This is a genomic window from Streptomyces sp. NPDC047886 (assembly GCF_043204435.1).
Classification (GTDB): domain Bacteria; phylum Actinomycetota; class Actinomycetes; order Streptomycetales; family Streptomycetaceae; genus Streptomyces.
This window is the reverse complement of sequence record NZ_JBIDCF010000003.1, coordinates 245,900-272,887: the sequence shown is the minus strand read 5'-3', so window position 1 is coordinate 272,887 and position 26,988 is coordinate 245,900. Positions and strand designations below refer to the sequence as shown.

Annotated in this window: 29 protein-coding genes and 2 pseudogenes; 18 read left to right on the top strand and 13 right to left on the bottom strand. The window is 73.1% G+C overall.

The genetic code is table 11. The features are described from left to right. Nucleotides 1-33: 33 nt before the first annotated feature. The 9 genes and pseudogenes from ACGF5U_RS12800 (at nt 34) to ACGF5U_RS12760 (ending at nt 7,218) form a co-directional block, all read left to right on the top strand. Nucleotides 34-459, top strand: coding sequence for a DUF6507 family protein (locus ACGF5U_RS12800; RefSeq protein ID WP_392710096.1), 426 nt, complete (start codon nt 34-36; stop codon nt 457-459). Continuing rightward, nucleotides 456-3,476 (top strand): hypothetical protein, encoded by a 3,021-nt coding sequence (locus ACGF5U_RS12795; RefSeq protein WP_392710094.1) that lies wholly within the window; start codon nt 456-458, stop codon nt 3,474-3,476. Before ACGF5U_RS12800 ends, ACGF5U_RS12795 begins: the two co-directional genes overlap by 4 nt. Before the next feature lie 16 nt (nt 3,477-3,492). Then, nucleotides 3,493-4,350 (top strand): immunity 49 family protein, encoded by an 858-nt coding sequence (locus tag ACGF5U_RS12790; protein WP_392710092.1) that lies wholly within the window; start codon nt 3,493-3,495, stop codon nt 4,348-4,350. A 153-nt stretch (nt 4,351-4,503) separates the two neighbouring features. Beyond that, complete coding sequence (locus tag ACGF5U_RS12785) at nt 4,504-4,644, top strand: hypothetical protein (protein ID WP_392710090.1); 141 nt, start codon at nt 4,504-4,506, stop codon at nt 4,642-4,644. A 72-nt stretch (nt 4,645-4,716) separates the two neighbouring features. Then, entirely contained in the window at nt 4,717-5,529 is an 813-nt protein-coding gene (locus ACGF5U_RS12780; RefSeq protein WP_392710089.1) for an immunity 49 family protein, read from the top strand. Nucleotides 5,530-5,660: 131 nt separating this feature from the next. Continuing rightward, a pseudogene (locus tag ACGF5U_RS12775) lies at nt 5,661-6,179 on the top strand (Imm49 family immunity protein); the annotation flags it as partial. Between the two features lie 37 nt (nt 6,180-6,216). After that, nucleotides 6,217-6,474 (top strand): immunity 49 family protein, encoded by a 258-nt coding sequence (locus tag ACGF5U_RS12770; protein WP_392710087.1) that lies wholly within the window; start codon nt 6,217-6,219, stop codon nt 6,472-6,474. 138 nt (nt 6,475-6,612) lie between these two features. After that, a complete protein-coding gene (locus ACGF5U_RS12765; protein ID WP_392710085.1) occupies nt 6,613-6,918 on the top strand; it encodes a hypothetical protein in 306 nt (101 codons plus the stop codon). Nucleotides 6,919-6,996: 78 nt separating this feature from the next. After that, nucleotides 6,997-7,218, top strand: a complete 222-nt coding sequence (locus tag ACGF5U_RS12760) for a hypothetical protein (RefSeq protein ID WP_392710083.1) — start codon at nt 6,997-6,999, stop codon at nt 7,216-7,218. A 21-nt stretch (nt 7,219-7,239) separates the two neighbouring features. Here the strand turns inward: ACGF5U_RS12760 and ACGF5U_RS12755 are convergent, their stop codons facing one another. Further along, a complete protein-coding gene (locus ACGF5U_RS12755) occupies nt 7,240-7,632 on the bottom strand; it encodes a hypothetical protein (protein ID WP_392710081.1) in 393 nt (130 codons plus the stop codon). Nucleotides 7,633-7,742: 110 nt separating this feature from the next. Between ACGF5U_RS12755 and ACGF5U_RS12750 the strand changes: the two genes are divergently transcribed. Next, the gene (locus ACGF5U_RS12750; protein WP_392710080.1) at nt 7,743-8,153 is read left to right on the top strand and encodes a hypothetical protein; all 411 of its coding nucleotides are present in this window, start codon (nt 7,743-7,745) and stop codon (nt 8,151-8,153) included. Here ACGF5U_RS12750 and ACGF5U_RS12745 read toward each other — a convergent pair. Beyond that, a complete protein-coding gene (locus tag ACGF5U_RS12745; protein WP_392710079.1) occupies nt 8,131-8,871 on the bottom strand; it encodes a hypothetical protein in 741 nt (246 codons plus the stop codon). The two genes, ACGF5U_RS12750 and ACGF5U_RS12745, sit on opposite strands and share 23 nt — an antisense overlap. A 250-nt stretch (nt 8,872-9,121) precedes the next feature. Continuing rightward, nucleotides 9,122-10,450 carry a hypothetical protein gene (locus ACGF5U_RS12740; RefSeq protein WP_392710078.1) on the bottom strand — a complete coding sequence of 443 codons (1,329 nt, stop codon included), beginning with the start codon at nt 10,448-10,450 and terminating at the stop codon, nt 9,122-9,124. Between the two features lie 181 nt (nt 10,451-10,631). Between ACGF5U_RS12740 and ACGF5U_RS12735 the strand changes: the two genes are divergently transcribed. Then, the gene (locus tag ACGF5U_RS12735; protein ID WP_392710076.1) at nt 10,632-10,847 is read left to right on the top strand and encodes a hypothetical protein; all 216 of its coding nucleotides are present in this window, start codon (nt 10,632-10,634) and stop codon (nt 10,845-10,847) included. Between the two features lie 6 nt (nt 10,848-10,853). On the opposite strand, the gene ACGF5U_RS12730 is transcribed toward ACGF5U_RS12735, so the two are convergent. After that, the gene (locus ACGF5U_RS12730; RefSeq protein ID WP_392710074.1) at nt 10,854-11,120 is read right to left on the bottom strand and encodes a GntR family transcriptional regulator; all 267 of its coding nucleotides are present in this window, start codon (nt 11,118-11,120) and stop codon (nt 10,854-10,856) included. A gap of 151 nt (nt 11,121-11,271) precedes the next feature. Between ACGF5U_RS12730 and ACGF5U_RS12725 the strand changes: the two genes are divergently transcribed. The 3 genes from ACGF5U_RS12725 to ACGF5U_RS12715 are packed head-to-tail and all read left to right on the top strand — an operon-like array spanning nt 11,272 to nt 12,076. Then, a complete protein-coding gene (locus tag ACGF5U_RS12725) occupies nt 11,272-11,526 on the top strand; it encodes a hypothetical protein (RefSeq protein WP_392710072.1) in 255 nt (84 codons plus the stop codon). Continuing rightward, nucleotides 11,523-11,705 (top strand): hypothetical protein, encoded by a 183-nt coding sequence (locus tag ACGF5U_RS12720; protein WP_392710071.1) that lies wholly within the window; start codon nt 11,523-11,525, stop codon nt 11,703-11,705. Before ACGF5U_RS12725 ends, ACGF5U_RS12720 begins: the two co-directional genes overlap by 4 nt. After that, on the top strand, nt 11,702-12,076 hold the full coding sequence (locus ACGF5U_RS12715) for a DUF6907 domain-containing protein (RefSeq protein WP_392710069.1): 375 nt from the start codon (nt 11,702-11,704) through the stop codon (nt 12,074-12,076). The genes ACGF5U_RS12720 and ACGF5U_RS12715 overlap by 4 nt, the downstream gene beginning before the upstream one ends. 64 nt (nt 12,077-12,140) lie before the next feature. Here ACGF5U_RS12715 and ACGF5U_RS12710 read toward each other — a convergent pair whose 3' ends face one another. From ACGF5U_RS12710 to ACGF5U_RS12680, 7 genes and pseudogenes are all read right to left on the bottom strand, one after another. Continuing rightward, a complete protein-coding gene (locus ACGF5U_RS12710; protein ID WP_392710645.1) occupies nt 12,141-12,752 on the bottom strand; it encodes an alpha/beta hydrolase in 612 nt (203 codons plus the stop codon). A gap of 71 nt (nt 12,753-12,823) precedes the next feature. Then, nucleotides 12,824-13,663: a DUF1295 domain-containing protein gene (locus ACGF5U_RS12705; protein WP_392710067.1), complete on the bottom strand. Its 840-nt coding sequence runs from the start codon at nt 13,661-13,663 to the stop codon at nt 12,824-12,826. Nucleotides 13,664-13,998: 335 nt separating this feature from the next. Further along, a pseudogene (locus ACGF5U_RS12700) lies at nt 13,999-15,276 on the bottom strand (class I SAM-dependent methyltransferase); the annotation flags it as partial. Continuing rightward, the gene (locus ACGF5U_RS12695) at nt 15,273-16,832 is read right to left on the bottom strand and encodes a class I SAM-dependent methyltransferase (protein WP_392710643.1); all 1,560 of its coding nucleotides are present in this window, start codon (nt 16,830-16,832) and stop codon (nt 15,273-15,275) included. The pseudogene ACGF5U_RS12700 and the gene ACGF5U_RS12695, both read right to left, overlap by 4 nt. Before the next feature lie 80 nt (nt 16,833-16,912). Continuing rightward, nucleotides 16,913-17,803, bottom strand: coding sequence for a DUF1365 domain-containing protein (locus tag ACGF5U_RS12690; protein ID WP_392710640.1), 891 nt, complete (start codon nt 17,801-17,803; stop codon nt 16,913-16,915). 53 nt (nt 17,804-17,856) lie between these two features. Then, on the bottom strand, nt 17,857-19,110 hold the full coding sequence (locus ACGF5U_RS12685) for an NAD(P)/FAD-dependent oxidoreductase (RefSeq protein WP_392710066.1): 1,254 nt from the start codon (nt 19,108-19,110) through the stop codon (nt 17,857-17,859). 87 nt (nt 19,111-19,197) lie between these two features. Next, entirely contained in the window at nt 19,198-19,812 is a 615-nt protein-coding gene (locus ACGF5U_RS12680; protein ID WP_392818381.1) for an ATP-binding protein, read from the bottom strand. Between the two features lie 241 nt (nt 19,813-20,053). Here ACGF5U_RS12680 and ACGF5U_RS12675 point away from each other — a divergent pair, with 241 nt between their 5' ends. The 3 genes from ACGF5U_RS12675 (at nt 20,054) to ACGF5U_RS12665 (ending at nt 23,379) form a co-directional block, all read left to right on the top strand. After that, nucleotides 20,054-20,641 (top strand): sigma-70 family RNA polymerase sigma factor, encoded by a 588-nt coding sequence (locus ACGF5U_RS12675; RefSeq protein ID WP_392710063.1) that lies wholly within the window; start codon nt 20,054-20,056, stop codon nt 20,639-20,641. Then, on the top strand, nt 20,638-21,381 hold the full coding sequence (locus ACGF5U_RS12670; RefSeq protein WP_392710062.1) for an anti-sigma factor domain-containing protein: 744 nt from the start codon (nt 20,638-20,640) through the stop codon (nt 21,379-21,381). Before ACGF5U_RS12675 ends, ACGF5U_RS12670 begins: the two co-directional genes overlap by 4 nt. A gap of 345 nt (nt 21,382-21,726) precedes the next feature. Continuing rightward, the gene (locus ACGF5U_RS12665; protein WP_392710060.1) at nt 21,727-23,379 is read left to right on the top strand and encodes an FAD-dependent oxidoreductase; all 1,653 of its coding nucleotides are present in this window, start codon (nt 21,727-21,729) and stop codon (nt 23,377-23,379) included. 45 nt (nt 23,380-23,424) lie between these two features. Here ACGF5U_RS12665 and ACGF5U_RS12660 read toward each other — a convergent pair whose 3' ends face one another. After that, nucleotides 23,425-23,709 (bottom strand): helix-turn-helix domain-containing protein, encoded by a 285-nt coding sequence (locus tag ACGF5U_RS12660; protein WP_392710059.1) that lies wholly within the window; start codon nt 23,707-23,709, stop codon nt 23,425-23,427. A 194-nt stretch (nt 23,710-23,903) separates the two neighbouring features. Between ACGF5U_RS12660 and map the strand changes: the two genes are divergently transcribed. Next, nucleotides 23,904-24,671: a type I methionyl aminopeptidase gene (gene map, locus ACGF5U_RS12655; protein WP_392710057.1), complete on the top strand. Its 768-nt coding sequence runs from the start codon at nt 23,904-23,906 to the stop codon at nt 24,669-24,671. Nucleotides 24,672-24,766: 95 nt separating this feature from the next. On the opposite strand, the gene ACGF5U_RS12650 is transcribed toward map, so the two are convergent. Next, on the bottom strand, nt 24,767-26,947 hold the full coding sequence (locus tag ACGF5U_RS12650) for a restriction endonuclease (protein ID WP_392710055.1): 2,181 nt from the start codon (nt 26,945-26,947) through the stop codon (nt 24,767-24,769). Nucleotides 26,948-26,988 lie beyond the last annotated feature (41 nt).

The window sequence follows — 26,988 nt, the reverse complement described above, 5'->3', positions numbered from 1 at the left end:
TGACAACGGTTTCAGTACGCACGGGGGGCGTTCATGTCGACGTGGGACATCCAACCGCAGCGTGTCCAGGGCCAGCTGCAGCTGACCGGCAAGCGCGCGGGCGAGCTGCACACGGCTCTGCAGACGCTGGTGACCACCTTGTCGGAGGCGGGCCAGGCGGCGGGCACGGCGGTGCCCGGCTCGCAGGCGGAGACCCGGCTCCAGGGCCCGGTCCCGGTGGGCCAGGCGCCGTTGTCGCAGAAGGCGACCGGACCGGTCGCGGCGGCGCTGGCGGAGTACGCCAAGGGGCGCCAGAAGGACTGGATGTCCATGGCCGAGCGCATCGAGGCGGCCGTCCTGGGCGCGGCCAAGGCGACCACCGAGTACGTCGAGGGCGACCTGGACCAGGCCAAGGAGGCGCAGGACGCGGCGCGCGCGGTGAACCTGGACGTGCTGAAGAACCTCGGGGGTAAGAAGTGAGCGGCGGCGCACCGGTCGATCCGGCGGAGATACCGGTCTTCACGGGTGACCTGGAGACCCTGGACACCAAGGTGAAGGCCCTGTCGGGCCAAGGCGCCAAGATCGTCACCGCGGCCGGTGACGTCCACACCACGTTCGGCGGCCTCCGGGCGTTCTACCAGGCGCCCGAGGCGGAGCAGCTCTTCGCCACGACCCAGCCGGTCAAGGACAAGGCGCTGGTCGTCAGCTCGGACATGTGCGTGATCGCGGGGGCGCTCGGCACGTACGCGAACGACGTCCGCCCGCTCGTGGAGAGGCTGAAGGAGCTCAAGCGGGAGGCCGAGGCGTTCCGCACCAAGGTCGCCGACGATGACAAGTGGCGCGAGGACGGCGATCTGATCGACGAGAACCTCGAACGCCGGAACAAGATCGCCGAGGTGTGGTCCGCGTTCCAGGAGGCCGAGCGCGCCGCGCACGCCAAGATCGTCGCCCTGGTCGGCGGCGATCCCCTCAAGGTCAACGACGGCTCCAACCAAGAGGGCATGTACGGCTACGACGCCGAGGCCCTCAAGCAGTCCAAGAGCCTTCCGTGGGGCGAAGCCGTCCAGGAGTCCACGCCCTGGTGGCAGGTGTGGGAGCACGCCTGGGACTTCGGCAAGGGCGTCATCGTCGACGGTGTCTGGGGCACCATCAAGGGCCTGGGCACCCTCGTCGGCTTCGAGGGCTGGGACGCCATGAAGCAGGCGTGGACCGGTCTCGCCAAGCTCGCCACCGGACTGGCGATCACCGCCATCCCCGGTGTGGGCGCGGCGTACTGGATGATGCCGGAGGACAAGCTGCCGTCCTGGCTGCGGGACTCCCGTACGGCGGTGAAGGAGACCGGGAAGGCGCTGCTGGCCTGGGACCAGTGGGGCGAGAACCCGGCCCGCGCGGCCGGCGCGGTCACCTTCAACGTGCTGACGACCGTCTTCACCGGCGGCGCGGGCGGCGCGGCGGCGGGCGCGGGGAAGGCGGGCGCCGTCGCGAAGGCGCTGTCCTTCGCGGGCAAGACGGGCCGGGCGATCGACCCCGCGACGTACCTCTTCCAGGGCGCCGGCGCGAGCGTGTCGAAGATCGGCGACGTCATGGCGGGCCTGAAGGGCATGGGCGACATCAAGCTGCCCGACATCCCGGTGGGCACGATCGAACTCCCGCAGGGCGCGCTCAAACTCCCCGACGGGACGCTGCACCTCCCCGACGGGGCCCCGGTCCCGGCGGGCGCGATCGAGGTCCCGCAGGGCACGGTACGGCTCCCTGAGGGCACCCCGGTCCCGGCGGGCGCGGTGGACCTGGGCGACGGCATGGTCAAGCTCCCCGAGGGCACCCCGGCACCGGCCGGCTCCACGGCGGTCCCCGAGGGCACGGTCAAGGCCCCGGAGGGCGTCGCGGCGCTCCCGCCCGGCACAAGCGCCCTCCCGGACGTCGGCGACTCCCCGGCGCGCTACATCGACGAGGCGGGCAACCTCTACAAGGAGGACGGCAGCCTCTTCCAGCGCGGCGACGAAGCCCGCAAGGAGAACCCGAACCCCGACGCGAACGCGCACGCGGACGGGCCCACGCACGCCCCGGACCCGGCGAAGGCCCCGACGAAGGTCCCGGCCATGGCGGGCGCGAACGTGGCGGACAACGCGGCGAACGCGGCGGACGACGCGGCGGGAACGATCCGCCTGGGCGACAGCCTGGCCGACGTCGGCCGCGTCCCGGACGACCTCTCGGGCCTCACCCGCCCGGACACCACCCCGGGCGCCCCGGGCGGCCTGGCCGACAACACGCCGACGTCCCGAACGGGCGGCACCGCCCCCGGCGGCACGGCGGGCACCCACCTCCCGACGAACAGCCTGGACAACGCCACGGGCGGCACGCCCCGCGGCGGCGACACCACCCCGCCGCCGCCCGGCGCGGCGGGCCACACCGACACCCCGTCCTCACGCGGCGCAGCCACCACGCACGGGGACACCCCAGGCACCGGCGGCGCCCACCCCCCGCTGGGCGGGCACGGACCCGGTGGCTTCGACGCCATCCCGGGCATCGGTGACGACGTCGCCCGCGCGGGCGACGAGGCGACTCCGGGGGGCGGACACGACGGCCAGACGACGCAACCGGCTGCCGGACAGCAGCTGACGCCCGAGCAGGTCAAGGCCAAGCAAGACGAGTTCGTGGCGAAGGCGAACGATCCCGACAAGACCTGGTTCAACCAGTACTACCGGTCGGACGGGCACCGTCACAGCATCCAGACAAAGATCGACGGCGTCGAGCTGCCGATTCTCGCGAAGGACAGCGACGGGGCCTGGATCTCCAAGAACAGCCTTCCGTCCGCCGGATCCGAGACGAGGTTCGGCCGCGAGGAACTGGGCCGCAAGAACACCCTTCCCGAGATCGACCACCTCGACGACGTCGCCAGGGACCGCAAGGTCTCAGTGGAACTCGCCAACGCCGAGCGTGCGCACAAGACGTCTCCTTCGGCCGATACGCTGGACGAGCTTGCGAAGGCCCAGGAGCGTTTCGACACGCGCATGACCCCGCGGTGGGGCGAGAACACCTCCAACAACACCTCGTTCTCGGAACGCCTGGGCGAGGACACGGCGCGGCTGCACGTGATCCCGGAGAAGTTCCCCGGCTCGGTGGAGCAGCCGCTGCCGAAGACGCCCAACGGCGCCAACATGTTCGACCAGCTGTACCGCCGCCCGGACGGCAAGCTGATGATCATCGAGGCGAAGGCGCCCTCGTCCAGCCTCATCTGGCGCAAGGGCGTCGGTCCGGCCGCAGGCTTCATGGTGAAGCAGGGCACCGAGCCGTACCTGCGGACCATCATCGCCGAGATGGAACTCCGACCGAGGCTGAAGGTGACCGACGCCTCGGGCAAGGTCTGGACGAACGCGGAACTCGCCGATGAGCTCACGAAGGCTCTGGACAGCAAGAACGTGGAGTACGCCATGGTGAAGGCCAAGGACGGCGGCGGTAAGTACGCTGGGGCCGTTATCGAATTCTTCAAGATCTGACAAGGAGACAGTGCCCGTGATCGTGCCGCGCCAGGACTATCCGAAGGACGAGATGGCGGCGGTGGTTCCCGTCATGGAGGAGTCACTGTCCTATTCGCTGGAGGAGATCGAGACCTCGCACAACGCCAGGTCGGGCGCGGTCACGAGGTCACTGAACGTCGCCCTCGTCCGCTGTGTCGGGGATCCTGATGCCGTCATGCTGGAGACCTGGGAGTCCTGGCTGCTGGCCATGCAGGTGCACTCGGCCGTGTTCGCGGCCACTGCTGCTCCCGACCAGCCGACGGTCACGTGCAAGGTCCGCCAGGAGGAACGTCACCTCGCCACCACCGGGCCGCAGACCTATCTCCACGCGAACGCCTGGCTCGACGCCTTCTATCTGGCGATCATCTGCCGTGAAGCGGCCCGCCTCGACATGCTGGCTCAGATCCCGGTGTCTTTGCTGCGTGATTTCGGCGGGGTGCTGGACGAGTACACCTACGCCTGGGTGGAGACGCTGCAGAGCTTCTGGCTCCGCCGTGACGACCTGCGGACGCATCTGGTGCGGGCCGTGGACCTGAGCGCCGCCGAGCACGCGCGTGTCATCGACGCGGAGGAGATGACCAAGCTCCGTTATCCGCCGATCATGATGCTCTACCGGTACCTGCGCAACGACGTCGCCGGCTTCAACGACGCCCTGGCCGACGCCGTACGCTGGCACAAGGAGTACTGGACCGCCGACGAGGACCGTGCCGAGAACATCCTGGGCATCGTGGCCCTCGCTCCGCTGGCGATCGCCTGTCTGGCGAAGGCCAACGGCCTCCAGGTCGATGTCCAGTCCGGTTACCTGCCTCAGGCACTGCTCGACTTCGGCTGGCGGGGCGAGTTCGACGCGTAGCACCACGAGGCTCTTCCTCCGCGCCCACTCCGTTGAGCACACCATCGCCGTCCCAGGCCACCGAGCCCTTGGCGCTGGTCGGTGAGAGTGCCGATGGGTTCGCCATCCTCGGACGGTCCACCCATCGACGCGACCGTTCTCGACAGGAGTGCCATGTCCACCATCCAGCCGGTCACCGTGACTGCCGAGCAGGACTTCCTGCTCGGCTTCTACTTCGGTGTCGCCGAAGGCTCTGGGATCAAGGTGTCCGACATCATCGACGGATGCGGTCCCGATCTGAGCGACCTGCGGTGACCTAGTGAGAGGGGGCGTGCGGTCTTGCGCATAGCACGCCACGCGTTTCGTACGGACAACGTGGTCGAGGCCATGGCGCCGATCGTCCAGGGGGCTGAGGAGGCGCTTGCGGGGTTGGAGACGTCCGACGATGACCGTTACGACGCGTTGAAGCTCCTGCTGGCGGCGGCCAAGTGGCATTGTGCGGAGGACTCTACGGCGGACAGGTTCACGACCTGGGAGGCATGGGTCAAAGCCATGCAGGTCGGTTCCGCCCTGTTCGACGCGGGCACGGCGGACCGGGGGCCGGTGGTGTGTCGCATAGGTGTCAACAGTGAGGTCAGCCACCTGCCCGTGATCGGACCACGGGAGTACCTGCACGCGGGCAACTGGCTCACTGCCTTCTACCTCGCTGTGATCTGCCGTGAGAACGACCGGGTGAACCGACTGGCACAGGTTCCGCTCTCTTTCCTTCGAGCGTCCGGTGCGGAGTTCGACGCTTACCTCTACCTGTGGGTGGAGACGCTGCAGAACCACTGGTTCGGTCGGCAGGAGACCTGGGACACGCTGACCAGCGCTGTCGACGGTACCGATCCCGCGCGGGTGCGGATCGCGGACAGCGAGCTCATGCTCAAGATTCTTTATCCGCCGCTCAATCTCTTCTACCGCTGTGTGAGTCGCGACAGCGAACAGTTCAACCAGGCGTTGATCGAGGCGCTCACCTGGCACAAGGAGTACTGGACCGCGAACGAGGCGCGGGCGTTGAGTGGGGAGGGGCTGGTCGCCCTCGGGCCGCTCGCGATCGCCTGCATGGCTCGGGACTCTGGTATGCCGATCGAGGTCGATTCCGAGTACCTTCCGAAGGAACTGCTGGAGTTCGGCTGGGCCGGCGAGGTGGACGCCTGAGCCGCTGAGGTGCCTAGGATCTCGGTTCTCGCCGGTCATCCGTCACGGCCTGTTCGCCGAGGACGCGGGCCCTCCCCGTGCCGTGGAGACGTCCAGGTCACCCCTGGGGGTTCCAGAGGGGCACCGAAACAATGGACACCCCGGTGGCAAGACACCAAGGCCAGGACTTTGCGCTGCCACACGTGGCAAGCAACAGAGTATGCCGGTCAGAATGCCGGTGCAGTGCTCAACCACCTCACACTTTTAGGAGGGATACGTTGGTCGCGACGATTCCCCGCCATCCGTTTCCCACGGAGAACGCGGAAGCGGCCCTCGCAGCTCTCCAGGAGAGTGCGGAGGGGTGGATCGAAGGCCTGGAAGAGGACTCCACCGGTCTGGGTGAAGCCCTGGCCACCACGCTCATGGTGGCCAAGGTGCACTGCCTGACGAATCCGAGGGGATCGATCTTCCCGGCCTGGGGTGCCTGGGTGACCGCGATGCAGGTGGGCTCCGCCCTGTTCACCGCAGCGACGACGACCGAAGGCCACGTCCAGTGCCGGATCGCGCACAAGGTCCGTACGCTCGAAGCCACCGGTCCGCAGCAGTACGTGACCCCGGGCGCCTGGCTCACCGCCTTCTACCTGGCCGTGGTGTGCCGGGAGCGGGACCGGATCACGGCCCTGTGCCGGGTGCCGCTGTCCTTGCTCCGTGAGAACGACTGGCAGTTCGACAGTCGTCCGCGGCGACCACGCGGGCTTCAACCGCGCGCTCGCCGCCGCCCTGCAGTGGCACGGGGAGTACTGGACCGAGGAGGACCGGGGCGGCCGGATCTCGGGCCTCGTCGCCCTCGCGCCACTCGCCATGGCCTGCTTCGCCCAGGACGCGGGCATCCCGATCGAGGTCGAGTCCGACTACCTGCCCGCCACCTTGCTGAGCGGCAACTGGTGCGGCGAGGTCCCGACATGAGCGTGAACCCCTCCCGCACCGGGGCAGCGGCGGTGCCCCCGGTGAAGGGTGCGTACGTGAGGGTTCGGTGGATCGTCGCCCACATCCAGGACCCCGACGGCAACCCGGTGACGCAATCCCGAAGTCTTCGTTTCAGTGGTGGCGTTCATCGGGATCGTCGGTGGGGGCATTCGCGGCAACTTCATCGGTGCGCGCATCCAGCTGTGCGGTGGCCGTGCTCAAGCGGACGCTGCTCGGGACGCCGCTCGCCTCACGGCAGAGGCACAGCGGCTCGCAGCCCTGCGTGACGACCGCAGGCGGGAGATAGCCCAATTCGTACAGAAGGCGCGAGAGACGGTGTCCTGTGCGGAGACGCTGTACCAACGGGACCACGAGGGAAATCACCAGGCGGCCATCCGGACCGTGTACCTGGAGCTGTCGCAGAACAAGCAGAGCTTGAATTGATCGCTCCAGCGGGTCTGGTGGCGCTTGCTCGCCGCGTCGTCGTGGTGGCGGAGAGGTGCGTGGAACTCGCAGACGACCGTGCACCGGCAGAGCGAGTTCGCCGCATTCAGATCGGCGGCACATACGGCGCTGGAGGAGTTGCCTCCCATCAGTGACGAAGAGCGGCTCCTCCTGCTCGACGACACGTATCGGTTTCACCTCCGCGAGCGGCGGCGGGACCAGGCGGAGACTCTCAATGTCGCTCTTGGCGAGCTGGTGACGGCGGCACGTCGACTGCTCACGTCCGAGGACGCCGACTAGTAATAATCCGAAGGAAGTGCCTTAGGCGCGCGGTGACATCCTCGTCAACGTTCCCGAGCTGTTGATGAACAGCTCCGGGACGTCGTCTTCGAAGAAGCGGATCTGACCGATCAGGCCCTCGGTGGTCGTGTGGTCGGCCAGGCGCTCGATGAGGGCTTCGGCGTCGGGCAGCAGTTCGCCGTGCACCTCTTGGCGCACGGTGAGGGACCAGCCGCGCGGCCCCTCGGCCAGGTGTCCCGTCAGCACGCCGCCGACACGGACGGCGGGGCCGCGCTGTGCCCAGACGGGGGACTCGTCGGCGGTCGTGTCGTCGGTCGCCGGTTCGCCCAAGTGCCTTCGCAGGTCGGCGAGTAGCCAGGCCGGTGTGGAGGCCGGCAGGTCGAGGGACAGGTCGACTATGTAGAGGTCGCCCATGGGCCCACCCTATGGCCGCGCCGGGTCGCCCCATGAGTACGCGTACTCATGCACCGGGCCGTGCCGTCGGGGGAGTGTGAGGTGTCCACGACGGAACTGGAGGAGCAGACGTGAAGCGTGCGAGCAAGGCTCTGGCTGTGGCGGCGCTGACCGCCCTTGCGGTGGCCGGTGCCGGGGCGGCACCCGCGGCGGCCACGGATGTGCTGCTGCCGCATCCCGGCCCCGACGGGCTGGTGTGGGTCCCGGAGCGTACGGGGGACGGCGGCGTCGTGTCGGGCGGTGCCTGGGACAGGCTGCCGACCGTGCTCACGGTGGCGTGCGAAGGCGGCGGCAGCGCGCGGGTGACGATGGAGTCGCAGGGCGTGGAGGTGGCCGCGTTCACGGTGGACTGCCCGGTCGGTACGGCCGGGGTCGGCGCCATGACCATGGACGCCGGTGCGGTCCGGGGATCCTTCTCGGTGGCCGTCGACACCTCTACGGAGTCCACCCGGTGGGCGCTCACGGTGACCCAGCCCGAGTGAGCCGACAGGTGCGAGCCGACAGGAGTGAGTCGGCCGAGGGCGGGTCGGCCGGAGTGAGTCGGGCTGTGTGCCGGTCGGAGGGTGGGTCGGGCTGGGTGAGCCCGGCGGAGTGACGCGCGGTCCCGGGCGCCTTTCGGTGAGGAGCCCGGGACCGCGCCGCGTGCGGTGGCCTGTCAGAGCGCGTCCGTATGTGATCGTCCCGGCCGTCCTTGTTCTTCGTGGTGATCTGCAGCACCTCGGCATGGCCCCGGCGCGTCCGCATGACCACGCAGTAGTGCGGGAGTGCGCCGCCGGACTCGCGGAACGGCACCAGCGCCAGCCATATCTGTCCGGCGACGGGGCGGTGGCGGCGGTTCCGGTCCCACCACCGCACGGCGAGCGAGAACACCAGCCCCACCGCCCCTGCGGTGAGCGCCGCGCTCAACGACCGCGCGTTCCAGGGCGCCGAAGCCACCCGGGGCTCGACCCACAGCACGGCGAGCGTGGCGGCCGCCGCGAGTACGAGGGCCCGCGCGCCCACCAGCCACCACACGAAGGCACGGCCCTTGCCGGCCACGGCCGCGACGAGCAGGGACGTGCCCAGCACCACGCCGTAGAGCACCGCGTGCTGGGCGAAGCCCTCCACGTGCTGCGGCGGGTTCTGCTCCTCCAGCATCGCCGCGAACGTGGCGGGCAGCGCGAGGAGGTACCCGACGATCCCCCACAGCATGAAGAGCACGGCGGCCAGGCATCCCCAGCCCCCCGGACCCTTCGGCGAGTCGTACCGACGTCCCAACGCCCTGCCCCCGCTCACGAGTTCCCCTTGCCCCACCCCCGCGGCACGCTAGACCACCGCATGGTGTGCGCCAAGGCGTTCGGGCTGCCCGCCGCGTCGCCACGCGACCGGAGTGGCCACCGGCGGGTGCGATGGCCGGTGCGAGCGGCGGGCGGACCGCCTCAGGGGCCGGTGGGACGGGAGTGTCGTGCTGTCAGGCCGCCTTCCGACGGGCCACCGCGTCCGCCCGCGCGGCCAGCTCCCGAACGGACCGGGCCGAGGGCTGGGTCGCGATGTTCTTCCGCAGTGTGGTGAAGTGCTCGTCGCCGCGTGCGGTGGACAGGGCCGTGTAGTCGTCCAGGAAGCGGTCCCAGGTCGCGCAGGCCGCTTCGATGTGGCCGAGTCGCCACTGCCGGGAGGCGAGGACGCCGTGGGCGTGCAGGCGGCCCTGGCGCTCGTTGCCCGGACGGGTCCGATTGGACTGCTCCATGGCCTTGACCGAGCCGGGGAGGTCGCCCAGTTCGTACAGGACATGGGATACGTGGAAGTGGTAGGCGGCCTGGTCGTAGCCGCCGGCCGCGTCGTTACGGCCGTCCGCCTTCGCCAGAGCCTGCTCGGTCTCGCGGAGACGCGCGAAGGCTTGGCGCCGGTCCTTCACCATCGCCGCGCCGTGTGCCTGCTGGCCCCGGAGGAAGGCGGTCAGCCGGGGACCGGCCACAGGGGCCGCCTCGGCCGCTGAGTCGGCGAATTCGAGCGCCCTCGGCCCGTAGCCGAGATTCGACGCCTGGAGAGCCATGCCGCGCAGGGTCCGGCAGTACGTGACGTGGTCCCGGGCGTCCTTGGCGAGGCCGAGGGCCTGGACGAAGTAGCGCTGGCCGAGGCCGTGGGCCCGTTCGTACATGGCCATCCAGCCGGTCAGGTACACGAAGTCGGCGGCGGCGGCCATCATGTCGTCGCGGACCTTGGATGTGGCGTCCGCGTCCAGCCATGTCAGGACGGTGTTCGCCAGGAATGCCGCCGCCATGGGGCGGGCGTGGCCGCCGCCGAGATCGTCCAGGATGTGCGCCACATGGTCGGTCATCGTGCGGACGGTCGCCACTTCGGCCGCGCCGACGCGGACCGTCCGGCCCGCCCGCACCTCCTTGCCGGCGGATTCCACGTGGTCGCCGAGGTCGCTGTACTGCGGGATCATGAGCGCCGCCGAGTACAGTCCGGCCGAGAGCACCCCGCGCCGGGACGGGTCCATGTCGCCTCTGGCGATGTCGGCGAGATCGTCGGCCTCGCTCGCGCTGTCGCCGGGGAAACCGGCCTCCGTCCGCGTCACCGGACGGCCGATGCGTCGCGCGAGGGCCTCGACGATGAACGGCCGGGCCGCCTCCTTCGGGAGCGCGCCCTTGAGCCAGTACGTCACGGTGCTGGCGCCGTAGTGCAGGGAAGCACCGGCCTCGGCCGCCGTACGGTTCACCGCCCGCGCGAACTGCCCGTTCCCCCAGCCCGCTTCGGCCATGAGCGCGGCGAGCGAGGCGTTCGGTGTGCGTCCCATTCCAGCTCCCTGGCGTTCAACGCGTTCAACGGACATACCAGCATGGACCGTTCTCGTGGTCGATGTACCCCCGTTGAATGGGTACCAGCCACCTGGAGTCATCGGCCCGTCACGAGCCCCCAGCCGTCTCCGTCGTGCCGTTCCGGGTGCCCCCTGCCGGACGATCGAGGAGTGAGCACGAGTGGACATGCGGACGTGGCGTACGAGTTGGCTGCTCGCCGATGACGCGGCCGACGCCCTCGCGGATGCGCTGCGCGGGCTCGGGTTGCCGGGATCGGTCCGGGTGCGGCCGCTGGTCACGGCGTCTGGCACGCCGTACGTGGAGGTCGGGGTGGTCCGCGCGGAGGTCGTGCGGCAGGCTCTCGGCTCCTCGCGCGGCGGCGATCGAGTCGATTGACCAGGGTCAGTCGGTGGCGGCCGGGTCCTCGGCCGCCTGGGCGGGTGCCTGCTCCGCGACGAACGAGCCCATGCCGGGGGTGGTGATGATCAGGCCCTCCTCGCGCAGGGCCGCCGTGGCCTTGCGGACGGTCATGCGGGCGACGCCGTACTCCTGTTCGAGCCGCACCTCTGAGATCAGGTGCCGGGGCGGGTACTCGCCGGTGGCGATCCGCTCGCGGATGACTTCGGCGATCTGCGCCCACTTGGGACGTGTGGGGTCGAATTCGATCACGTCGAGGACTGTATGTAGCCAGTACCGTCCAGGCATAGACATTGGCATGCATGCCTAGGCATAGACAGGTACCTTCTGGCTGAGAAGTGAAGACCCCGGCGAGGTGGCGAGACCTCCCGGGGCGTGGCCAACGCGCACAAGGAGCGTCGACATGAACGACCTTATCGGGACCCTCGTGCGGTGGGGACGGCGGGTGCTCGTACCGCGTCCCGGCGGGCGGCATCGTGCCGTCGGCCGCGCGCCCTCGCCGGTGTGCTTCACGCCCCCGTCGGGGCTGCCGGGGCCGCGTTCGCCGTACGGGCTTGACGGGCCGCTGGACGGCGCGGCCAGCGCCCTGGTGCGGCCGTACCTCGTGGCGGACGAGCGGCGGCAGTGGCGTGCCGCGCAGCGCGTGGTGGCGTGGTGACCCGGCCGGTGGGCGGACGGCCGCCGGTGCGGATGTGCGTACGGTGCGGTCGGGTCACCGCCAAGCCGGTCGTCGTGTCCCAGGTGCACGTCGGTTCGGGCCCCGGCTTCACGGTGTACGCCTGCGTCGCGTGCGCGCCGGGCTTCCCGGAGCCGCCGGCCGTGGAGGAGGGGCGGTGAGGGAGGACCGGACGGTGACCGTGGCCACGCTGGACCACGGGCCCGTCACCCTGCCCGAGCCCTCGTGGTGCCGGGGCCATGACGGGGAGCCGGTCGGGTTCCGCGACCATGTGGTGCACCACGGGCCGGCGCTCGCGCTCACCGTGCCGTCGCGGTGCGGGCCCGTCGAGTGGCTGTACGCGCGCGTGGACGAGGCGCCGTTCCGGGATCCGGGCGCGGGCCGGGGCGTGCACGCGGCGGTCGAGATGGGCGGCTCATCCGAGCGGTACGGCCCGGAGGAGTTGCGCCGCCTCGCCGACGCCCTCGCCGCGCAGCTGGAACGGGTACGCCGGTTCGCGGACGACCTGGAGGCGCTCCGCGCGGCCGGATGACAGGCGGTCGCGTCACGTCGCCCTGTCCGCCGGGGCCGGGCGGCCGTTCCGGCCGCCCGCCGTCTCACCGCTCCAGCAGGCCCGCCGCCAGGTCCGTGACCGTCCGGTGCCAGAGGCGCGCGCCGCGCAGCATGCCGTGGCCGCCCCGGGGCATGACGATCCGCCGCGCCTCCGCGCCGGCGGCTGTGGCCCGGTCCGCGAAGGCCCAGGTGGCGCGGGCGTCGGTGATCCGGTCGGCCTCGTCGTGCAGGAGGTACAGCCGCTTGCCCGACAGATGGGCCACGGGTTCGCCGGGCGGGCACCACGGGGCGAGCGCCACGACGCCCCGTACCCGGGGGTGTCCGGCCACGCGCAGGGCCGCTCGGGCGCCCATGGAGTGGCCGACGAGCACGACGGGCACGGGCCCGGCCGTGCGGGCCAGTTCGACGAGTGCCCGTTCGGCGTCCCGGGCGGCGTCGTCCCGGGAGCCGTTCCAGCCCCGGTGGCGGTAGCGCACCGTGCCGACCACGACGCCGTCGCCCCGGGTGGCCCGGCCGATGGCCGTGGCGAACGGGACCATCCGCAGCGCCGGGAGGTTCGGGAACGGAGGGGGCGTCAGCGCGTCGGCACGCCCGCCGTGCAGCAGCAGCACCGCCGCCCGGGGCGTGCCCTGGGCGGAGCCGCCGTGTACGCGCAGCGCCGGGAGGGCCGCCCCGAGGCCCCCGCCACCGCCTGTGTCGACGTCCCGGCGGGCGTCCCCGTGCGCGGTCACCGGGACGCTCCCGACCGCCGCCGGGCGCCCGCCGGGGCCTTTCGGGGCGGACGCGGGAAGAAGCCACTGGTGCGTGCCGTGTACGCGGCATACCCCGGCCGGTCGGCCATGTGGCGTTCCAGGAGCCGTTTTCCGCTGCCCCGTGTCAGCAGGAACGTCATCAGCAGGGGCGACACCAGCGACACGGCCGCGCTCTGCCACGTACCGCACGCGAGCAGGAACAGCCCCCACCAGACGAGGAAGTCGCCGAAGTAGTTCGGGTGCCGGGTCCAGCCCCACAGGCCCCGGTCCATGATCCGGCCCCTGTTGGCGGGGTCCGCCTTGAAGCGGGCGAGCTGGGTGTCGCCCACGGCCTCGAAGGCGAGCCCCACCGCCCACACCGCCAGCCCGGCCCACACCAGTGGACCGGCGGGCACGGAGATGTACTGGGCGGCCTGTACGGGCAGGGAGATCAGCCACACCAGCGCCCCCTGGGCGAGGTACACGGTGCGCAGCGCGTACAGGGTGCGGCTGCCCGGTGCCCTGTCCAGCATCCGCTCGTAACGGGGGTCCTCGCCGTGGCCCCGGCCGCGCAGGGCGATGTGGACGCCGAGCCGCAGGCCCCACAGGGCCGTGGCCAGGGTCACCAGCAGACGCCGTCCGTCGTCGCCGTGGCCCGCCGACAGGGCGTACGTCACCAGGGCCACCGCCGTGAACGCGAACCCCCACGCGATGTCGGCGACCCGGTGGACGCCCTTCACCGTGCCGACGGCGAACGCGGCGAGCATGACGGCGAGTGCGGCCACGGCCGCCGCCGCGAGGTTGACGCCCCACTCGGCCCAGGGCAGCCCGGTCACGGCCGACCGCCCTCGTCGTGGCCGTCCGTGGCGTCGTCGTCTCCCGTGGTGTCGGCCCCCGTGGCGATGTCGTCCGTGGCGATGTCGTCCGTGCCGGTGTGGTCCGTGCCGGTGTGGTCCGTGGCGGTGTCGTCCGTGGCGTCGTCCCCCGGGTCGGCGTCACTCGGGTCGTCGTCCCCCGGGTCGGCGTCTCTCGGGTCGTCGTCCCGCGGGCCGTGGTCGCCGGGGCCGCGTCCGGGGCCGTCGGCGGGCCTGGCCGTGGGGATGCCGGGCGGCCGGGTTCCACGGTCGCCGCCGCGAGACCCGTCGGCGGGCGGGTGCGCAGCCGCCGTCAGGTCCTCGTACCAGCCGTACGGTGTGCCGGGCATGCCGGACGAGCCGTCCCCGGTGGGCCGGACCGCGAGGATCTGGTCGACGCCCATCCGGCGTTCGGTGAACGCCAGCCCGCTGCCCGCCAGATAGAGGCGCCAGACCCGGGCGGTGGGCTCGCCGACCAGCGCCACGAAGGCGTCCCAGCGCTCTTCCAGGGTGTCGCGCCAGGCGGCGATCGTGTACGCGTAGTGCTCGCGCAGCGACTCCACCGAACGCACCTCCAGGCCCGCCGCCTCCAGGATGCCGAGCGTCGCGCCGACCGGCCGCATGTGCATGTCGGGGGCGATGTACGTCTCGATGAAGGCGCCCCCGCCGGGCGCGACGTCCCCGCGCGACATCTGCTGGATCAGCAGGCGGCCGCGCGGGCGCAGCAGCCCGTACAGCCGGCCGGCGAACGCCGGGTACTCGGCGTCGCCGACGTGCTCGCCCATCTCGACGGCGCTGATCGCGTCGTACCCGCCGCCCTCGATGTCCCGGTAGTGCAGGGGCAGCACCTCGACCCGGCCGGTCAGCCCCTCCTCCGCGACCCGTGCGGCGACGAAGTCCCGCTGCCGCTCGGACAGCGTCACGGCGGTCACCCGGGCCTTGTGCTCGCGGGCGGCGTGCAGGGTGAGCGACCCCCAGCCGCAGCCGATGTCGAGGAGGCGGGCGTCGGCGGTGAGACCGAGCTTGCGGCAGATCAGCTCCAGTTTGTCCCGCTGGGCGTCGGCGAGGCCGTACCCGGGGTCGTCCGGCCGTGCCCAGTAGGCGCACGAGTAGGCCATCGACGGGTCCAGGAGCAGGGAGTAGAAGTCGTTGGACAGGTCGTAGTGGTGACTGATCGCGGCCCGGTCCCGGGAGGTGCTGTGGAGACGGCCCGACAGCCGTGCCCTGGCGGCCCCGGGCGCGGGCGGGCGCGGTCCGACGGCTCCCAGCCGTACGGCGTCGGCCACCGTCCCCGCGATGCCGGCGGCGCTGGGGCGGGTGGCGGGCCCGGCGGCGCGGACCGCACGGAACACGCGGCTCAGACCGTCCGCGAGGTCGCCGTCGACGTCGAGGTCCCCGGCGATGTACGCCTCGGCGAGGCCCAGTTCGCCGGGCTGCCACAGCAGTCGGCGCAGGGCGCGCGGCGAGCGCACCAGCACGGCCGGCGCCCCCGGCGGTCCGGCCTCGCTGCCGTCCCAGGCGCGCAGCCGCAGGGGCGGCGGGCCGGGTACGTGACGGGCGAGCAGCGTGGCGAGCCGTTCGGCGACGCCGGTCATCGGAGCTCCTCGGGCGCGTGGGACGTACGGGGGGCGCGGGGGCGGTGCGGGCCGCCTTCGGCTGCGTGCGGGCCGTCGGGGCCGTGCGGGCCGCCTTCGGGGGCGTGCGAGCCGTCGGGGCCGTGGGGCACGTGGGGGCCGTGCGGGCCGTCCGAGTTGTCGGGGCTGTCGGGGCTGTCGGGGCTGTCGGGGCCGTGGGGGGCGTGTGCCGTCAGGAGCAGTTGCCTGACGTCGAGGTAGCGGGCCCGGAAGCCGGCCTCGGAGTACGCGAGGTACAGCTCCCACATGCGGCGGAACACCGGGTCGAAGCCGAGCGCCGCCACGCGGTCCGCACGCGCGAGGAAACGCTCGCGCCACAGGCGCAGCGTCTCCGCGTAGTGGTCGCCGTACCCGGTGTCGGACACGACGCGCAGGCCCGCCCCGGCCGCCGTGCCGCCGATGGCCTCGCGGGACGGGATGAGGCCGCCGGGGAAGACGTACTTGCTGATCCACGTATGCGTGCGCCGGGTGTGCAGCATGCGGTCGTGGGGCATGGTGATGGCCTGCAGGGCGACCCGGCCGCCCGGGGCGCACAGCCGGTTCAGCGCGGCGAAGTAGACGGGCCAGTACTCGGCGCCGACCGCCTCGATCATCTCGACGCTGACCACGGCGTCGTACCGGCCCTCGACCTGCCGGTAGTCGCACAGCCGCACCGACACCCGGTGGGCGAGCCCGGCTTCGGCGACGCGTCGCTCGGCCAGCTTCCGCTGCTCGTCGGAGAGGGTGACGGTGACGACACGGGCTCCGCGCGCGGCGGCCCGCAGCGCCAGTTCGCCCCAGCCCGTGCCGATCTCCAGCAGGCGGGTGCCGGAGCCGACCCGGGCGAGGTCGAGGAGCCGGTCGATCTTCCGGTGCTGTGCCGCGGCGAACGTGCCCGCGAAGGGTGCCGCGAAGGAGGCCGCGAAGGCGTCCTCGTCGGCGTCCGCGCCGGCGTCCGCGTCGGCGGGCAGCCGCTCGAACACGGCCGACGAGTACGACATGGTCGGGTCGAGGAAGGTGGCGAACAGGTCGTTGGACAGGTCGTAGTGGTGGTGGATGTTCTCCCGGGCGCCGTCGGGGGTGTTCCGCTGGGTGTCCGGCCTGCGCCGCGCCCAGACCCGGCGCAGCCGCCGCAGGGGGCCGGGTACCAGCTCGTCGACGTGGACGGCCAGGACGGTCAGGGCGCCGACCAGGTCGTCGCTGTCCCACTCGCCCGCCATGTACGACTCGCCGAAGCCGATCAGGCCGCTGTCGCCGATCCGCCGGAAGAAGGCGTCGGGGTCGTGGACGTCCAGCAGCGGCCCGGTGGGACCGCCGAGGCCGCCGCCCGTCGCGGTGGCGGCGTCGCCCAGCCGTACGCGCAACGGCAGTGCCCGCAGGGCCCGTTCCAGCAGGAGCCGTGCGACGGCGGTGCGTATCGGGGAGACGGCCGGCAGCCGGGCGACGTCGGGCCAGCGGGTGGCGTCGACGCCCGACCGGGACACGGTGTCCGGCGCGGGCGCGGCCTCCGGGCGGCGCACGGTGTCCGGGGCGGGCATGGTCTCCGAGGCCGGCATGGTCCTCGCGGTCGGCACGGTGCGCTGGGCCGGCCGGGGGGTGTCACGCGGTGTGGAGAGGGTCATCGCATGCCTTCCTGCGGACGGTGAGGGGGACGGGGCTGTACGGGGAGGCGGCGCAGGAACAGGCGTACGCCGTGCCGCCGGATCGCGGCCGACACGGCCGCGGTGGACCACGGGTGCCGCAGCGCGGCCCGCAGCAGGTTCCGTGTCGTCGCGGCCGTGCGGCGGCCGCGCACCGTGGCGGTGAAGGGGGGCCGTGCGGTGTCGCCGAACCTCAGCCGTACGGTGAGGGCCAGCCGCTCGCCCGGCAGGGGCAGGCGCATGTCGTAGACACCGTCGACGGGGAAGAACGGCGAGACGTAGAAGTCCTTGGGCACCTCGGCCCGGCCCGACGCGTCGGGCCGCAGCAGGTAGCAGTGGCGCTCGCCGTACGTGTTGTGGACCTCGGCGACCACGCACACGAGGGTGCCGGCGCGGTCGTGGCACCAGTACAGGGTGAGCGGGTTGAAGACGTGGCCGAGTACCCGGGCGTGGGCCAGCATCAGCACCCGCCCGCCGCCCAGGTCGACACCGTGCGCCGCGAGCCAGGCGTCCAGGCCCTCGCGGAGCGTGGCGGCGGTCCCGCCGAAGTGGTCGCGCGGATCGAACCGCGCGAGGGCGCGCAGGGCGAGGGCGCGCAGCACGAGCGGCGGGCGGGCGCGGCGCGGCGGGTGGGCGTGGTGTGGTGGCCGGGCGCGGTCCGGCGGGTGGACGTGGTCCGGTGGGCGGGTGCCGTGCGGCGGACGGGTGCCGTGCGGCGGAGGGGTGCCGTCCGGCGGGCGGGGCCGTGGCGCGGAGCCCGGCAGGTGGTCGAGGTCGGCGAACCACAGGTACGTGCGGTGGCGCAGCGTGTGGCGCACGGGCGCCGTACGGGCGTGGGCGACGACGCACTCGTACAGCGCGGGTGCCACGGGCACCAGGGGATCGTCCGGCGACGCGTCCGCCGGTCCTTCCACCGGGGCCGTCACCACGTCACCCCCAGCGCCGCGGCGGCCCGCACGCCCGAACGGCAGCCGTCCTCGTGGAACCCCCAGCCGTGGTAGGCCCCGGCGAAGGCGGTGACGTCGGTGGCGAGTCCGGGCAGCCGCCGCTGCGCGGCGACCGACTCGGGGGAGTAGACGGGGTGTTCGTACACCATGCGGGCCAGGACCCGGTCCGGGGCCACCCGGTCGCCGGCGTTGAGGCTGACGACGAACTCGGCGCCGTCCGGCAGTCCTTGGAGGCGGTTCATGTCGTAGCTGACGTGGACGGCGTCGGCGGTCGCCGCGCACGCGGGGAGGTAGTGGTTCCAGGAGGCGCGGGCCCCGGCCGAGCGCGGCAGCAGCGAGGTGTCGGTGTGCAGGACCGTCGGGTTGCGGGAGTAGCGGAACGCGCCGAGGACGGCGGTCTCGTCGGCGGTCGGGTCGGCCAGCATCCGCAGCGCCTGGTCGGGATGGGCGGCGATGACGACGGCCGCGTACTCCTCGGTGTCGCCGTGCGAGGTCGTCAGCCGTACCCGGTCGGTCAGCCGCCGGACCCGGTGCACGGGGGTGCCGAGGCGGATGTCCCCGAGCCCCTCGGCCACCCGGTCCACATACGTGGCGGAGCCGCCCGTCACGGTCTTCCACCGGGGTGAACCGCCGATCGACAGCAGCCCGTGGTGCGCCAGGAAACGGAAGAGGTGACGGGCCGGATACGACATGGCCGTCTCGCCGGGGCACGACCACACGGCGGAGACGAGGGGCACGATGAAGTGCGCCACGAAGTAAGGGGAGAAGCCGCCGTCCGCCAGGAACCGGCCCAGCGTGTACGTGTCCGCCCGCCGCGGGTCGCCCGCACCGCCCGTGTGCAGCACCTGGCGGGCGGACCGGTGGAAGCGCGGCACCTCGGCGAGCATCCTCAGGTACGGGCCGCTCAGGGTGCGGCGGCCGGTGAACAGCCCCGCAGGGCCGCGCGCCCCCGCGTACTCCAGGCCGCACCCGTCGCACCGCACCGACATGCTCATCTCCGACCCGCGCGTGGCGACGCCCAGTTCGCGGAAGAGCCGCAGGAGGTGCGGGTAGGTGCGGTCGTTGTGCACGATGAACCCGGAGTCGACCGGGACCCGCCGGCCGTCCGGCAGGGTCAGGGCGTGCGTGTGCGCGTGGCCGCCGAGCCGGGTGTCGGCCTCGTACAGCACCACGTCGGCCGCTCGCCGCAGTACGTGGGCGGCCGTCAGCCCCGCGACGCCGCCGCCCACGACCGCTATCCTCCGCCGTTTCACGACTCTCCGCTCTCCCGTCGTCGCGCCCGCCGCAGCGCGGGCGCCTTCTGGTTCGTTCGGAGGTCATTCGGAGTTCGGAGGCGGCCGGATGGGTCTGTTCTCGGCGCGGCCTTCCCACTCGGCCCAGACGGTGTGCCCGTGCGCGGACGGCGTGTCGCCCCAGGAGCGGGCGACGGAGTCCACGAGGAAGAGGCCCCGCCCCCCGTCGGCCAGCGAGAACGACGGGTGGCGCCAGCGGGCCCGGATCCGGCCGACGTCGAGACCGGTACCCGCGTCCTCCACCTCCACCCGGACCCGCACCCGACCCGGGTCCTTGTGGAGCCGCAGGCCGACGGTGAGGGGCGGGGAGCCGTGGCGGTACGCGTTGGACACCAGCTCCGTGGCGACGAGCAGCACGTCGTCCGCGAGGTCGTCCAGCCGTTCGCTGGCCAGTCGGCGCCTGATCGCGGCGCGCAGCCCGGACGTCCGGTCGAACCCCGACGGCTCGCCCGGCCGACTCTGCTCGCCCGGCGGACTCTGCTCGCCCGGCGGACTCTGCTCGCCCGGCCGACTCTGCTCGCCCGGCGGACTCTGCTCGCCCGGCCGGCCCGGCCGACCTGGCAGGCTCGACTCGACGGATTCTCCCGGCTCGTCCGATTCGGCGGGGAACATCAGGGAAAAGGAGGTATCACCCTTCATGTGAGGGATTCGTTGCCGGTCGTGCCACAGATGGGTCGCCCAGGGTCGTACAGGGGAGCGGGACGTACCCATCCGCGCGGCGGTCGGCTCCGAACCACCCGGCGAGAAGAAGAGTCCCGGGCACGGCCGGCATCCGCCTGCCGGTGCCGTCGGCGTCGCGCGGAAGGGTCACGTGGTTACGTATGGGCGGTCATGACATCCCACCCCACCTGGTGGAGCGTCGCCGGGCGGGAGGTGCCGTGTGAACGACATCGCGCGCATCGGCGGCGCCGCGCGGCGCGGTCCCGATCTGGCGGAGACCCTCGCCCGCGTCGCCGACGGCGACCAGCAGGCGTTCGCCACGCTGTACGACGAGATCGCCGGGCCCGTGTACGGCCTGGTGCTCAGGGTGCTGCGGGACCCGGCCCAGTCGGAGGAGGTGGCGCAGGAGGTCATGCTGGAGGTGTGGCGCGGCGCGACCCGCTTCCGGCCCGAGCAGGGGGGCGTCATGACCTGGGTGATGACCATCGCCCACCGCCGTGCCGTGGACCGGGTCCGGTCGGAGCAGGCGGCGACGGAACGCGAGCGGCGCAGCGCGCGCCGCGACGCGGGCACGCCCGCGTACGACCAGGTCAGCGAGGAGGTCGCGGTCCGGCTCGAGAGCGAGCAGGTACGGCGCTGCCTCCGGTCGCTGACGGAACTCCAGCGGCAGGCGGTGACGCTCGCCTACTACCAGGGCTACACCTACCGAGAGGTCGCCGCCTCCCTCTCGACGCCGCTGGGCACGGTCAAGACGCGGCTGCGTGACGGGCTGATCCGGCTGCGCGACTGCATGGGAGTGAACGCATGAGTGAGGAACACCTGCACGCGCCCACGGGGGCCTACGCGCTGGACGCCCTCCCGGACGACGAGCGCGAGGCGTTCGAGCACCACCTGCGGGACTGCCCTGCCTGCGCCCAGGAGGTGCGGGAGCTGACCGCCACCGCCGCCCGGCTCGGGGCCGCCGTCGCCGCCGCGCCTCCCGCCGCCATGAAGGGCCAGGTCCTGGACCGGATCCGCACGGTGCGGCAGTTGCCGCCGCACGTACCGTCCGGCGCCACCACCGCTCCGGTGTCCCGTCGCAGGCTCGCCGTCCCCCGCTTCGTGCTGGCGGCCTGCGTGGCGGCGGCGGCCGCGTTCGGGGGCGTGGCGGTCTGGCAGTACCAGGAGGCCCGGCAGGCCGAGGAGCGCGCCGACCTGGCCCGGGGCCAGGCCGAGGAGATGGCGAGGGTGCTGGCCGCCGCCGACGCCCGCACCGTGACGGGCGCGCTCCAGGGCGGTGCGCGGGCCACGGTGGTCGTCTCCCGCGCCGAGGACCGTGCCGTGTTCCTGGCGTCCGGCCTGCCGGAGCTGCCCGAGGGCCGGACGTACCAGCTGTGGTTCGCGGACGACGGCCGGATGCGGCCGGCCGGACTGGTCGGGGCGGACGGCGCACGGGTCATGGAGGGGAAGGTCGGCGGGGCGACCGGGATGGGCGTCACCGTGGAGCCCGCGGGCGGCTCCGAGCAGCCGACGACCACGCCCCTGGCGGTCATGGAGCTGCCGTCCTGAACCGCGCGGGAGGCGGCCCCGGCCGGGCTCGCCCGGCCGGGGCCGCGCCCGTCTGCGGGGGCTCGCCGGTTGCGGGGCTCGTGGGCTCGTGGGGCTCGTGGGGTTCGTGGCCGGGCGGCTGGCGGGGCTGCGGTGCTCGCTGGCGGGCGGCTGGCGGGGCTGCGGTGCTCGCTGGCGGGCGGCTGGCGGGGGCTGCGGGGCTCGCTGGCGGGCGGCTGGCGGGGCTGCGGTGCTTGCCGGTCGGCCCTTGAGTGGGGCCCTTCGTCCCGGTCCGTCGCCAAGGACGCCGAAATACCCTGGGGGGTATAAGGAGAAGGTCTGGACCGGCTGCCCGAGGAGAACACCGTGAAGGTCATCGTCGTCGGAGGCGTCGCGGGCGGCATGTCCGCCGCGACCAGGCTGCGCCGCCTGGACGAGCGGGCGGAGATCGTGGTCCTGGAGCGCGGCCCGCACGTGTCGTACGCCAACTGCGGGCTGCCGTACCACATCGGCGGAGCCATCCCCGAGCGCGCCGACCTGCTGCTGCAGACCCCCGAGTCCCTGCGCGCCCGGTTCGCCATCGACGTCCGCACCCGGCACGAGGTCCTCGGCATCGACCGCGCGGCCCGCACCGTACGCGTACGCGACCTGAGCGAGGGCCGCACGTACACAGAGCGCTACGACCGGCTGGTGCTCAGTCCGGGCGCCGAGCCGGTCGTACCCCCGCTGCCGGGCGCCGAACGCGGCCTGACGCTGCGGGACGTCGCCGACACGGACCGCGTCCTGGAAGCCGTGCGAACGGGTACGGGAGCCCGGAGCGCGGTCGTCGTCGGCGGCGGCTTCATCGGCGTCGAACTCGCCGAGAACCTCCGCGAGCGCGGACTCGCCGTCGCCCTGGTCGAGTACGCCGGCCAGCTGCTGCCGCCGCTCGACCCCGAGATGGCCGCGCCCCTGGCCGGCGAACTGGTCGCGGCCGGCGTCGACCTGAGGCTGTCGGCGCGGGTGGCCAAGGTACTGCCCGACAGCGTCGAACTCGCCGACGGCACCACCCTGCCCGCCGATCTGGTCGTCTTCGCGATCGGCGTGCGCCCCGACACCGCGCTCGCCCGCGCGGCGGGTATCGAGACCGGCCCGCGCGGCGGCATCGCCGTGGACGACCGCCAGCGCACCAGCGACCCGTACGTCTTCGCCGTGGGCGACGCGGCCGAGAAGCGCGACCACCTCACCGGCGAGGGCACGCTCGTACCCCTGGCGAACCTCGCCAACCGGCACGGCCGGCTCGTCGCCGACGTCATCGCCGGGCGCCCGGTGCGCGGCCGGACCGCCGTGGGCACCGCGATCGTCAAGGTCTTCGGCCTCACGGCGGCCGCGACCGGCTGGAACGAGAAGCGCCTGCGCGCCGCCGGCCGGCCCCACCGCGTCCTGCACATCCACCCCACGTCCCACGCGGGCTACTACCCCGGTGCGCGGCCCCTCGCCCTCAAGCTCCTCGTCGACCCCGCCGACGACCGGATCCTCGGCGCCCAGGCCGTCGGCGCCGACGGCGTCGACAAGCGCGTCGACGTCCTGGCCACCGCCATCGCCACCGGGCTGACCGCACCGGAACTCGCCGACCTCGAACTCGCCTACGCCCCGCCGTACGGCGCCGCCAAGGACCCCGTCAACCTGCTCGGGTACGTCGCCCAGAACCAGGCCGACGGCACCACCCCCACCGTCCAGTGGCACGAACTCGACCGCGCGGTGCGCGACGGAGCCGTACTCGTCGACGTCCGCACCCGCGCCGAGCACGCGTCCGGAGCGGTCCCCGGAGCCCTGAACATCCCCGTGGACGACCTGCGCGAGCGCCTCGCCGAGATCCCCGCGGACCGGCCCGTCGTCGTGTACTGCCAGGCCGGACTGCGCGGCCACACCGCCGCGCGGATCCTCGCCCAGCACGGCCGGGACGTCCGCAACCTCGACGGCGGCTGGCTCACCTGGCGCGCCGGGCAGGCGGCGACCGCCGCACCCGGCCACGCCTGAGAACCCGCCGCCGACCGGAGCCGGTGCGGGGCGCGGGCGCTCGGCTCAGGCCGACAGGGCCCGCGCCTCCTCCGCCCCGCCGCCGGAGCCCGCCGCGCAGGCGGCCACCAGGTCGTCCAGGGAGATCTCCAGCGCGGCGGCGAGCGCGGCCACCGTGAAGAACGCCGGAGTCGGCGCCCTGCCCGTCTCGATCTTGCGGAGCGTCTCCGCGGACACCCCCGCCGACGCGGCGATCTCCACCATGCTGCGGTCGCCCCGCGCCTCGCGCAGCAGCGCGCCGAACCGCTCGCCGCGCTGCCGCTCCCACGGGGTCAAAGGAGTTCTCACCATGACCGTGATACTAATACCGGTATAAGAATTGGTTCCGAGGGGCCCGGGGGCTCCCGGCGATCCGGCGTTTCCGCGTTCCCGCGTTCCGGCGTTCCCGTGTTCCGGCGTTCCGGGGGGCGGGGATTCGGGGCCCGGGGGCCCGGGGGCCCGGGGGGCCAGGAGCCGGGTTCCGGGTCGCAGGGGGTAGGCACACGATGGTGGAGATCAAGACAGGTGCAGCGCTGGACGCCATGCGCGAGGCGGGCCGCGTCGTGGCGCGCGCGCTCGCGGCCGCGCGGCATACGGCGGGCGTCGGGGTGTCCCTGCGGGAGCTGGACGAGGCGGCCCGTACGGTCCTGGACGAGGCGGGGGCCGGCTCGCCCTTCCTGGGCTACCGCCCCTCCTTCGCGCCCACGCCCTTCCCGGCGGTGATCTGCACCTCCGTCAACGACGCCGTCGTCCACGGCATCCCCACCGACTACCGGCTGCGGGACGGCGACCTGGTCAGCGTCGACTGCGGCGCGACACTCGACGGCTGGACCGGCGACGCCGCCGTCACCTTCACCGTCGGCACCCCGCGCCCCGCCGACGTGGCGCTGATCGACGCCACCCGACGGGCCCTCGACGCAGGGATCGCGGCCGCCGTGCCCGGGAACCGTATCGGCGACATCTCCCACGCCATCGGCGCCGTCGCCGCCGCCGAACGCTGCGGCATGCCCGCCGACTTCGGCGGCCACGGCATCGGCCGCACCATGCACGAGGACCCGCATGTGCCCAACCGGGGCCGTCCGGGCCGGGGCTTCCGCCTCCGCCCCGGCCTGACCCTCGCCATCGAACCCATGCTGATGGCGGGAGGCGGCGACGACTACCGCACCGGCCCCGACGGCTGGACCCTGCACACGGCCGACGGCAGCCGGGCCGCCCACATCGAACACACCGTCGCCGTCACCGAGCACGGCCCCCGGATCCTGACCCTGCCCTGACTCTGACTCTGACTCTGACTCTGACTCTGACCCTGACCCGGCGCTCCGGCGCCCCGGCGCTTGGCGTCCGCCCCGCCGTGAGCCCGGGGCGGGGGTCAGGCGACCTCGATGCCGTGGTCCTGGACCAGCGCCTCCAGCCCGCCCCGGTACCCCTTGCCGCCCATGACGAAGTCCCAGTCACCGCCGGCACGCCGGCGGAACGAGCCGAGAACCAGCGCCGTCTCACCGGCGCGTCCCTCGGACACGGTCAGCCGGTCGAGTTCGGCACCGGCGGGGTCGAGGAGCCGGACCGCCGCGTCGGTGAAACCGGCGAGATCCGCGTCGGGGTTGACGACGGGGTCGATCGCCGCGACGAGGACGAGCCGGTCCGCCCGCGCCGGGAGGGCGTCGAACGCCACGTACAGCGCCGCCCTGTCCGCACCGGACGGGGAGACGGCGCGGACCGCACCCTCGGGCGACCGGGGGTTGTTGTAGAAGACGAAATGGTCGTCGCCGAGGACCTGGTTCCCCTGGCACACGAGGGCGCAGACGTCCAGGGCGACCGTGCCGGACCAGGACATGCCGAGCACATTGTGGTCGGGCTCCGGCGCTGAGGCCGGCGTACGCGACCCGGCGCGCGGGCCCGGCACGGCCGCCCCGCCGTGATCGAGCGCGCCCGGCGCCGTGGCCCCGTCGTCGTCGGGCCGGCTGTCGCCGGGCCGGCCGGTTGCCCCGGACCCGCCGTCGCCCAGGCGGCCGGGCAGGCCGTGGCGGTGCAGCAGATCGACCAGCTCGCTGCCCGACACCAGTTCCAGCGGCTTGCCGTTGGCGAAGGTGTGCGAGCCGGGGCCGAAGCGGGACGTCGTGACCAGCACCCCCTTGTTGGCACCGGCGTCCTGCACAGTTCCGTAGAGGTCGCGGACGGCGGTCGGCGGGACGGTGTTGCGGTACCGCTTGACCTGGACGACGATCTTGCCGCCCCGGATGGGGGTGGGATCCAGGGCGTCCACGTCGACACCGCCGTCGTTCGACCGCTGCGTCATGACCGCCTGCATGCCCATGGCGCGGAACAGCCGCGCGACGAGCGACTCGAAGGCGATCGGGTCCATCTCGTACAGGTCCGGGTCGCCGTCGCCACCATGGGAGACGACCTCCTGGCCCACGTCGTCGGGCCGTCGGCCAGGACGGATCGCGGTGCGCTGGTCGGGGCGCGCGGACAACTGCCCGCGAAGGCCGTCCACCAGGCAGTCCACCGCGTTCACCTGCTCCAGGTGCAGCTGGGCGAAGGCCGATCGCGACGCCATGACCGTGGCGAGGTGGATCCGCGTCCGGTGACCCGTCGCGGGGTCGTGGTCGTCCACGAACCCGTTCAGCGCCACGGACTCCAGGGTGCCGAACTCGTCCGCCGCGAACAGGTCGCGCAGCACCAGCAGCATGCACTGGGCCAGCACGTCACGGTAGAGCGCCCGGCGCTGCGCGACCGGCCGGGCCGTCTCCCTGTCCTGATCGGTGCTGGGCACGTACCGGACGGACTTCGTCTCCGGAACGACGTCGTAGCGCGGCAGTTCCCAGTCCATCACCAGCTGGCGTGCCGCGACGTCGTACGAGGCGGACAACTGCCGGGGCAACTCCTCCGGCCACGCGGACGAGGAGTAGAGGGCGGCGGAGAAGTACTCCACGGTCGCGTCGGGGTCGCCGCCGCGGAGCGCCGCCGTCATCTCGGCCACACCGGCGTTGTGGCGGCGGATCTCCGACAACTGCGCCCGCGCCCACTGGTCGTACTGCTGCCGGTACGCGGCCAGCTGGTGCAGGCGCTGGGCCTCCGCTGCCTGCGCCGCGTGCCAGTCGTGTTCGAACCGTGCCCGTGCCTCCTCCTGCGCCCGCCGGCCTCCGCCGAGGCTCCAGCCGTTCTGCGGCTGCTGGTACCGGCCGGGGTCCGGCATGGTGACGGGAACCGCGAGCTGCCCGGGGGAGAACGGTTCGAGCTCCTCCGGGCGCGACAGGGCGGCAGCACGGAACGCGGGAGCGCGGCACCCGGCGGTCAGCAGCCCCCGCAACGAGGCGACCCGCGCTTCCAGCGCCTCGGTGCGCCGACTCGCGTCCGCTTCCCGGTGCCGGCGGTAGGCGACCTGCCGCTCGCGCTGCGTCCGGGCCAGTTCCCGTTCGTGCGCGCGCTGTTGTCGCTCCCGCTCCCGCTGCTGCTGTGCTCGGGCGCGGTGCTGCGCCTCATGCTGCCGCTGCTGCTGGCGCTGGGCTTCGGCCCACACGCCGATCAAACCGTTGGAGCGACGACTCATCGAGATACAGGCCCTCCCCCGGGACTCCCCAGTCCCCACGA

Coding starts and splice junctions, on each gene's coding strand:
- ACGF5U_RS12800 (WP_392710096.1), top strand. CDS start 34: ATGTCGACGTGGGACATCCAACCGCAGCGTGTCCAGGGCCAGCTGCAG.
- ACGF5U_RS12785 (WP_392710090.1), top strand. CDS start 4,504: ATGTCCACCATCCAGCCGGTCACCGTGACTGCCGAGCAGGACTTCCTG.
- ACGF5U_RS12780 (WP_392710089.1), top strand. CDS start 4,717: ATGGCGCCGATCGTCCAGGGGGCTGAGGAGGCGCTTGCGGGGTTGGAG.
- ACGF5U_RS12755 (WP_392710081.1), bottom strand. CDS start 7,632: ATGGGCGACCTCTACATAGTCGACCTGTCCCTCGACCTGCCGGCCTCC.
- ACGF5U_RS12740 (WP_392710078.1), bottom strand. CDS start 10,450: ATGGGACGCACACCGAACGCCTCGCTCGCCGCGCTCATGGCCGAAGCG.
- ACGF5U_RS12725 (WP_392710072.1), top strand. CDS start 11,272: ATGAACGACCTTATCGGGACCCTCGTGCGGTGGGGACGGCGGGTGCTC.
- ACGF5U_RS12695 (WP_392710643.1), bottom strand. CDS start 16,832: ATGCCCGCCCCGGACACCGTGCGCCGCCCGGAGGCCGCGCCCGCGCCG.
- ACGF5U_RS12680 (WP_392818381.1), bottom strand. CDS start 19,812: ATGAAGGGTGATACCTCCTTTTCCCTGATGTTCCCCGCCGAATCGGAC.
- ACGF5U_RS12670 (WP_392710062.1), top strand. CDS start 20,638: ATGAGTGAGGAACACCTGCACGCGCCCACGGGGGCCTACGCGCTGGAC.
- ACGF5U_RS12660 (WP_392710059.1), bottom strand. CDS start 23,709: ATGGTGAGAACTCCTTTGACCCCGTGGGAGCGGCAGCGCGGCGAGCGG.
- map (WP_392710057.1), top strand. CDS start 23,904: ATGGTGGAGATCAAGACAGGTGCAGCGCTGGACGCCATGCGCGAGGCG.
- ACGF5U_RS12650 (WP_392710055.1), bottom strand. CDS start 26,947: ATGAGTCGTCGCTCCAACGGTTTGATCGGCGTGTGGGCCGAAGCCCAG.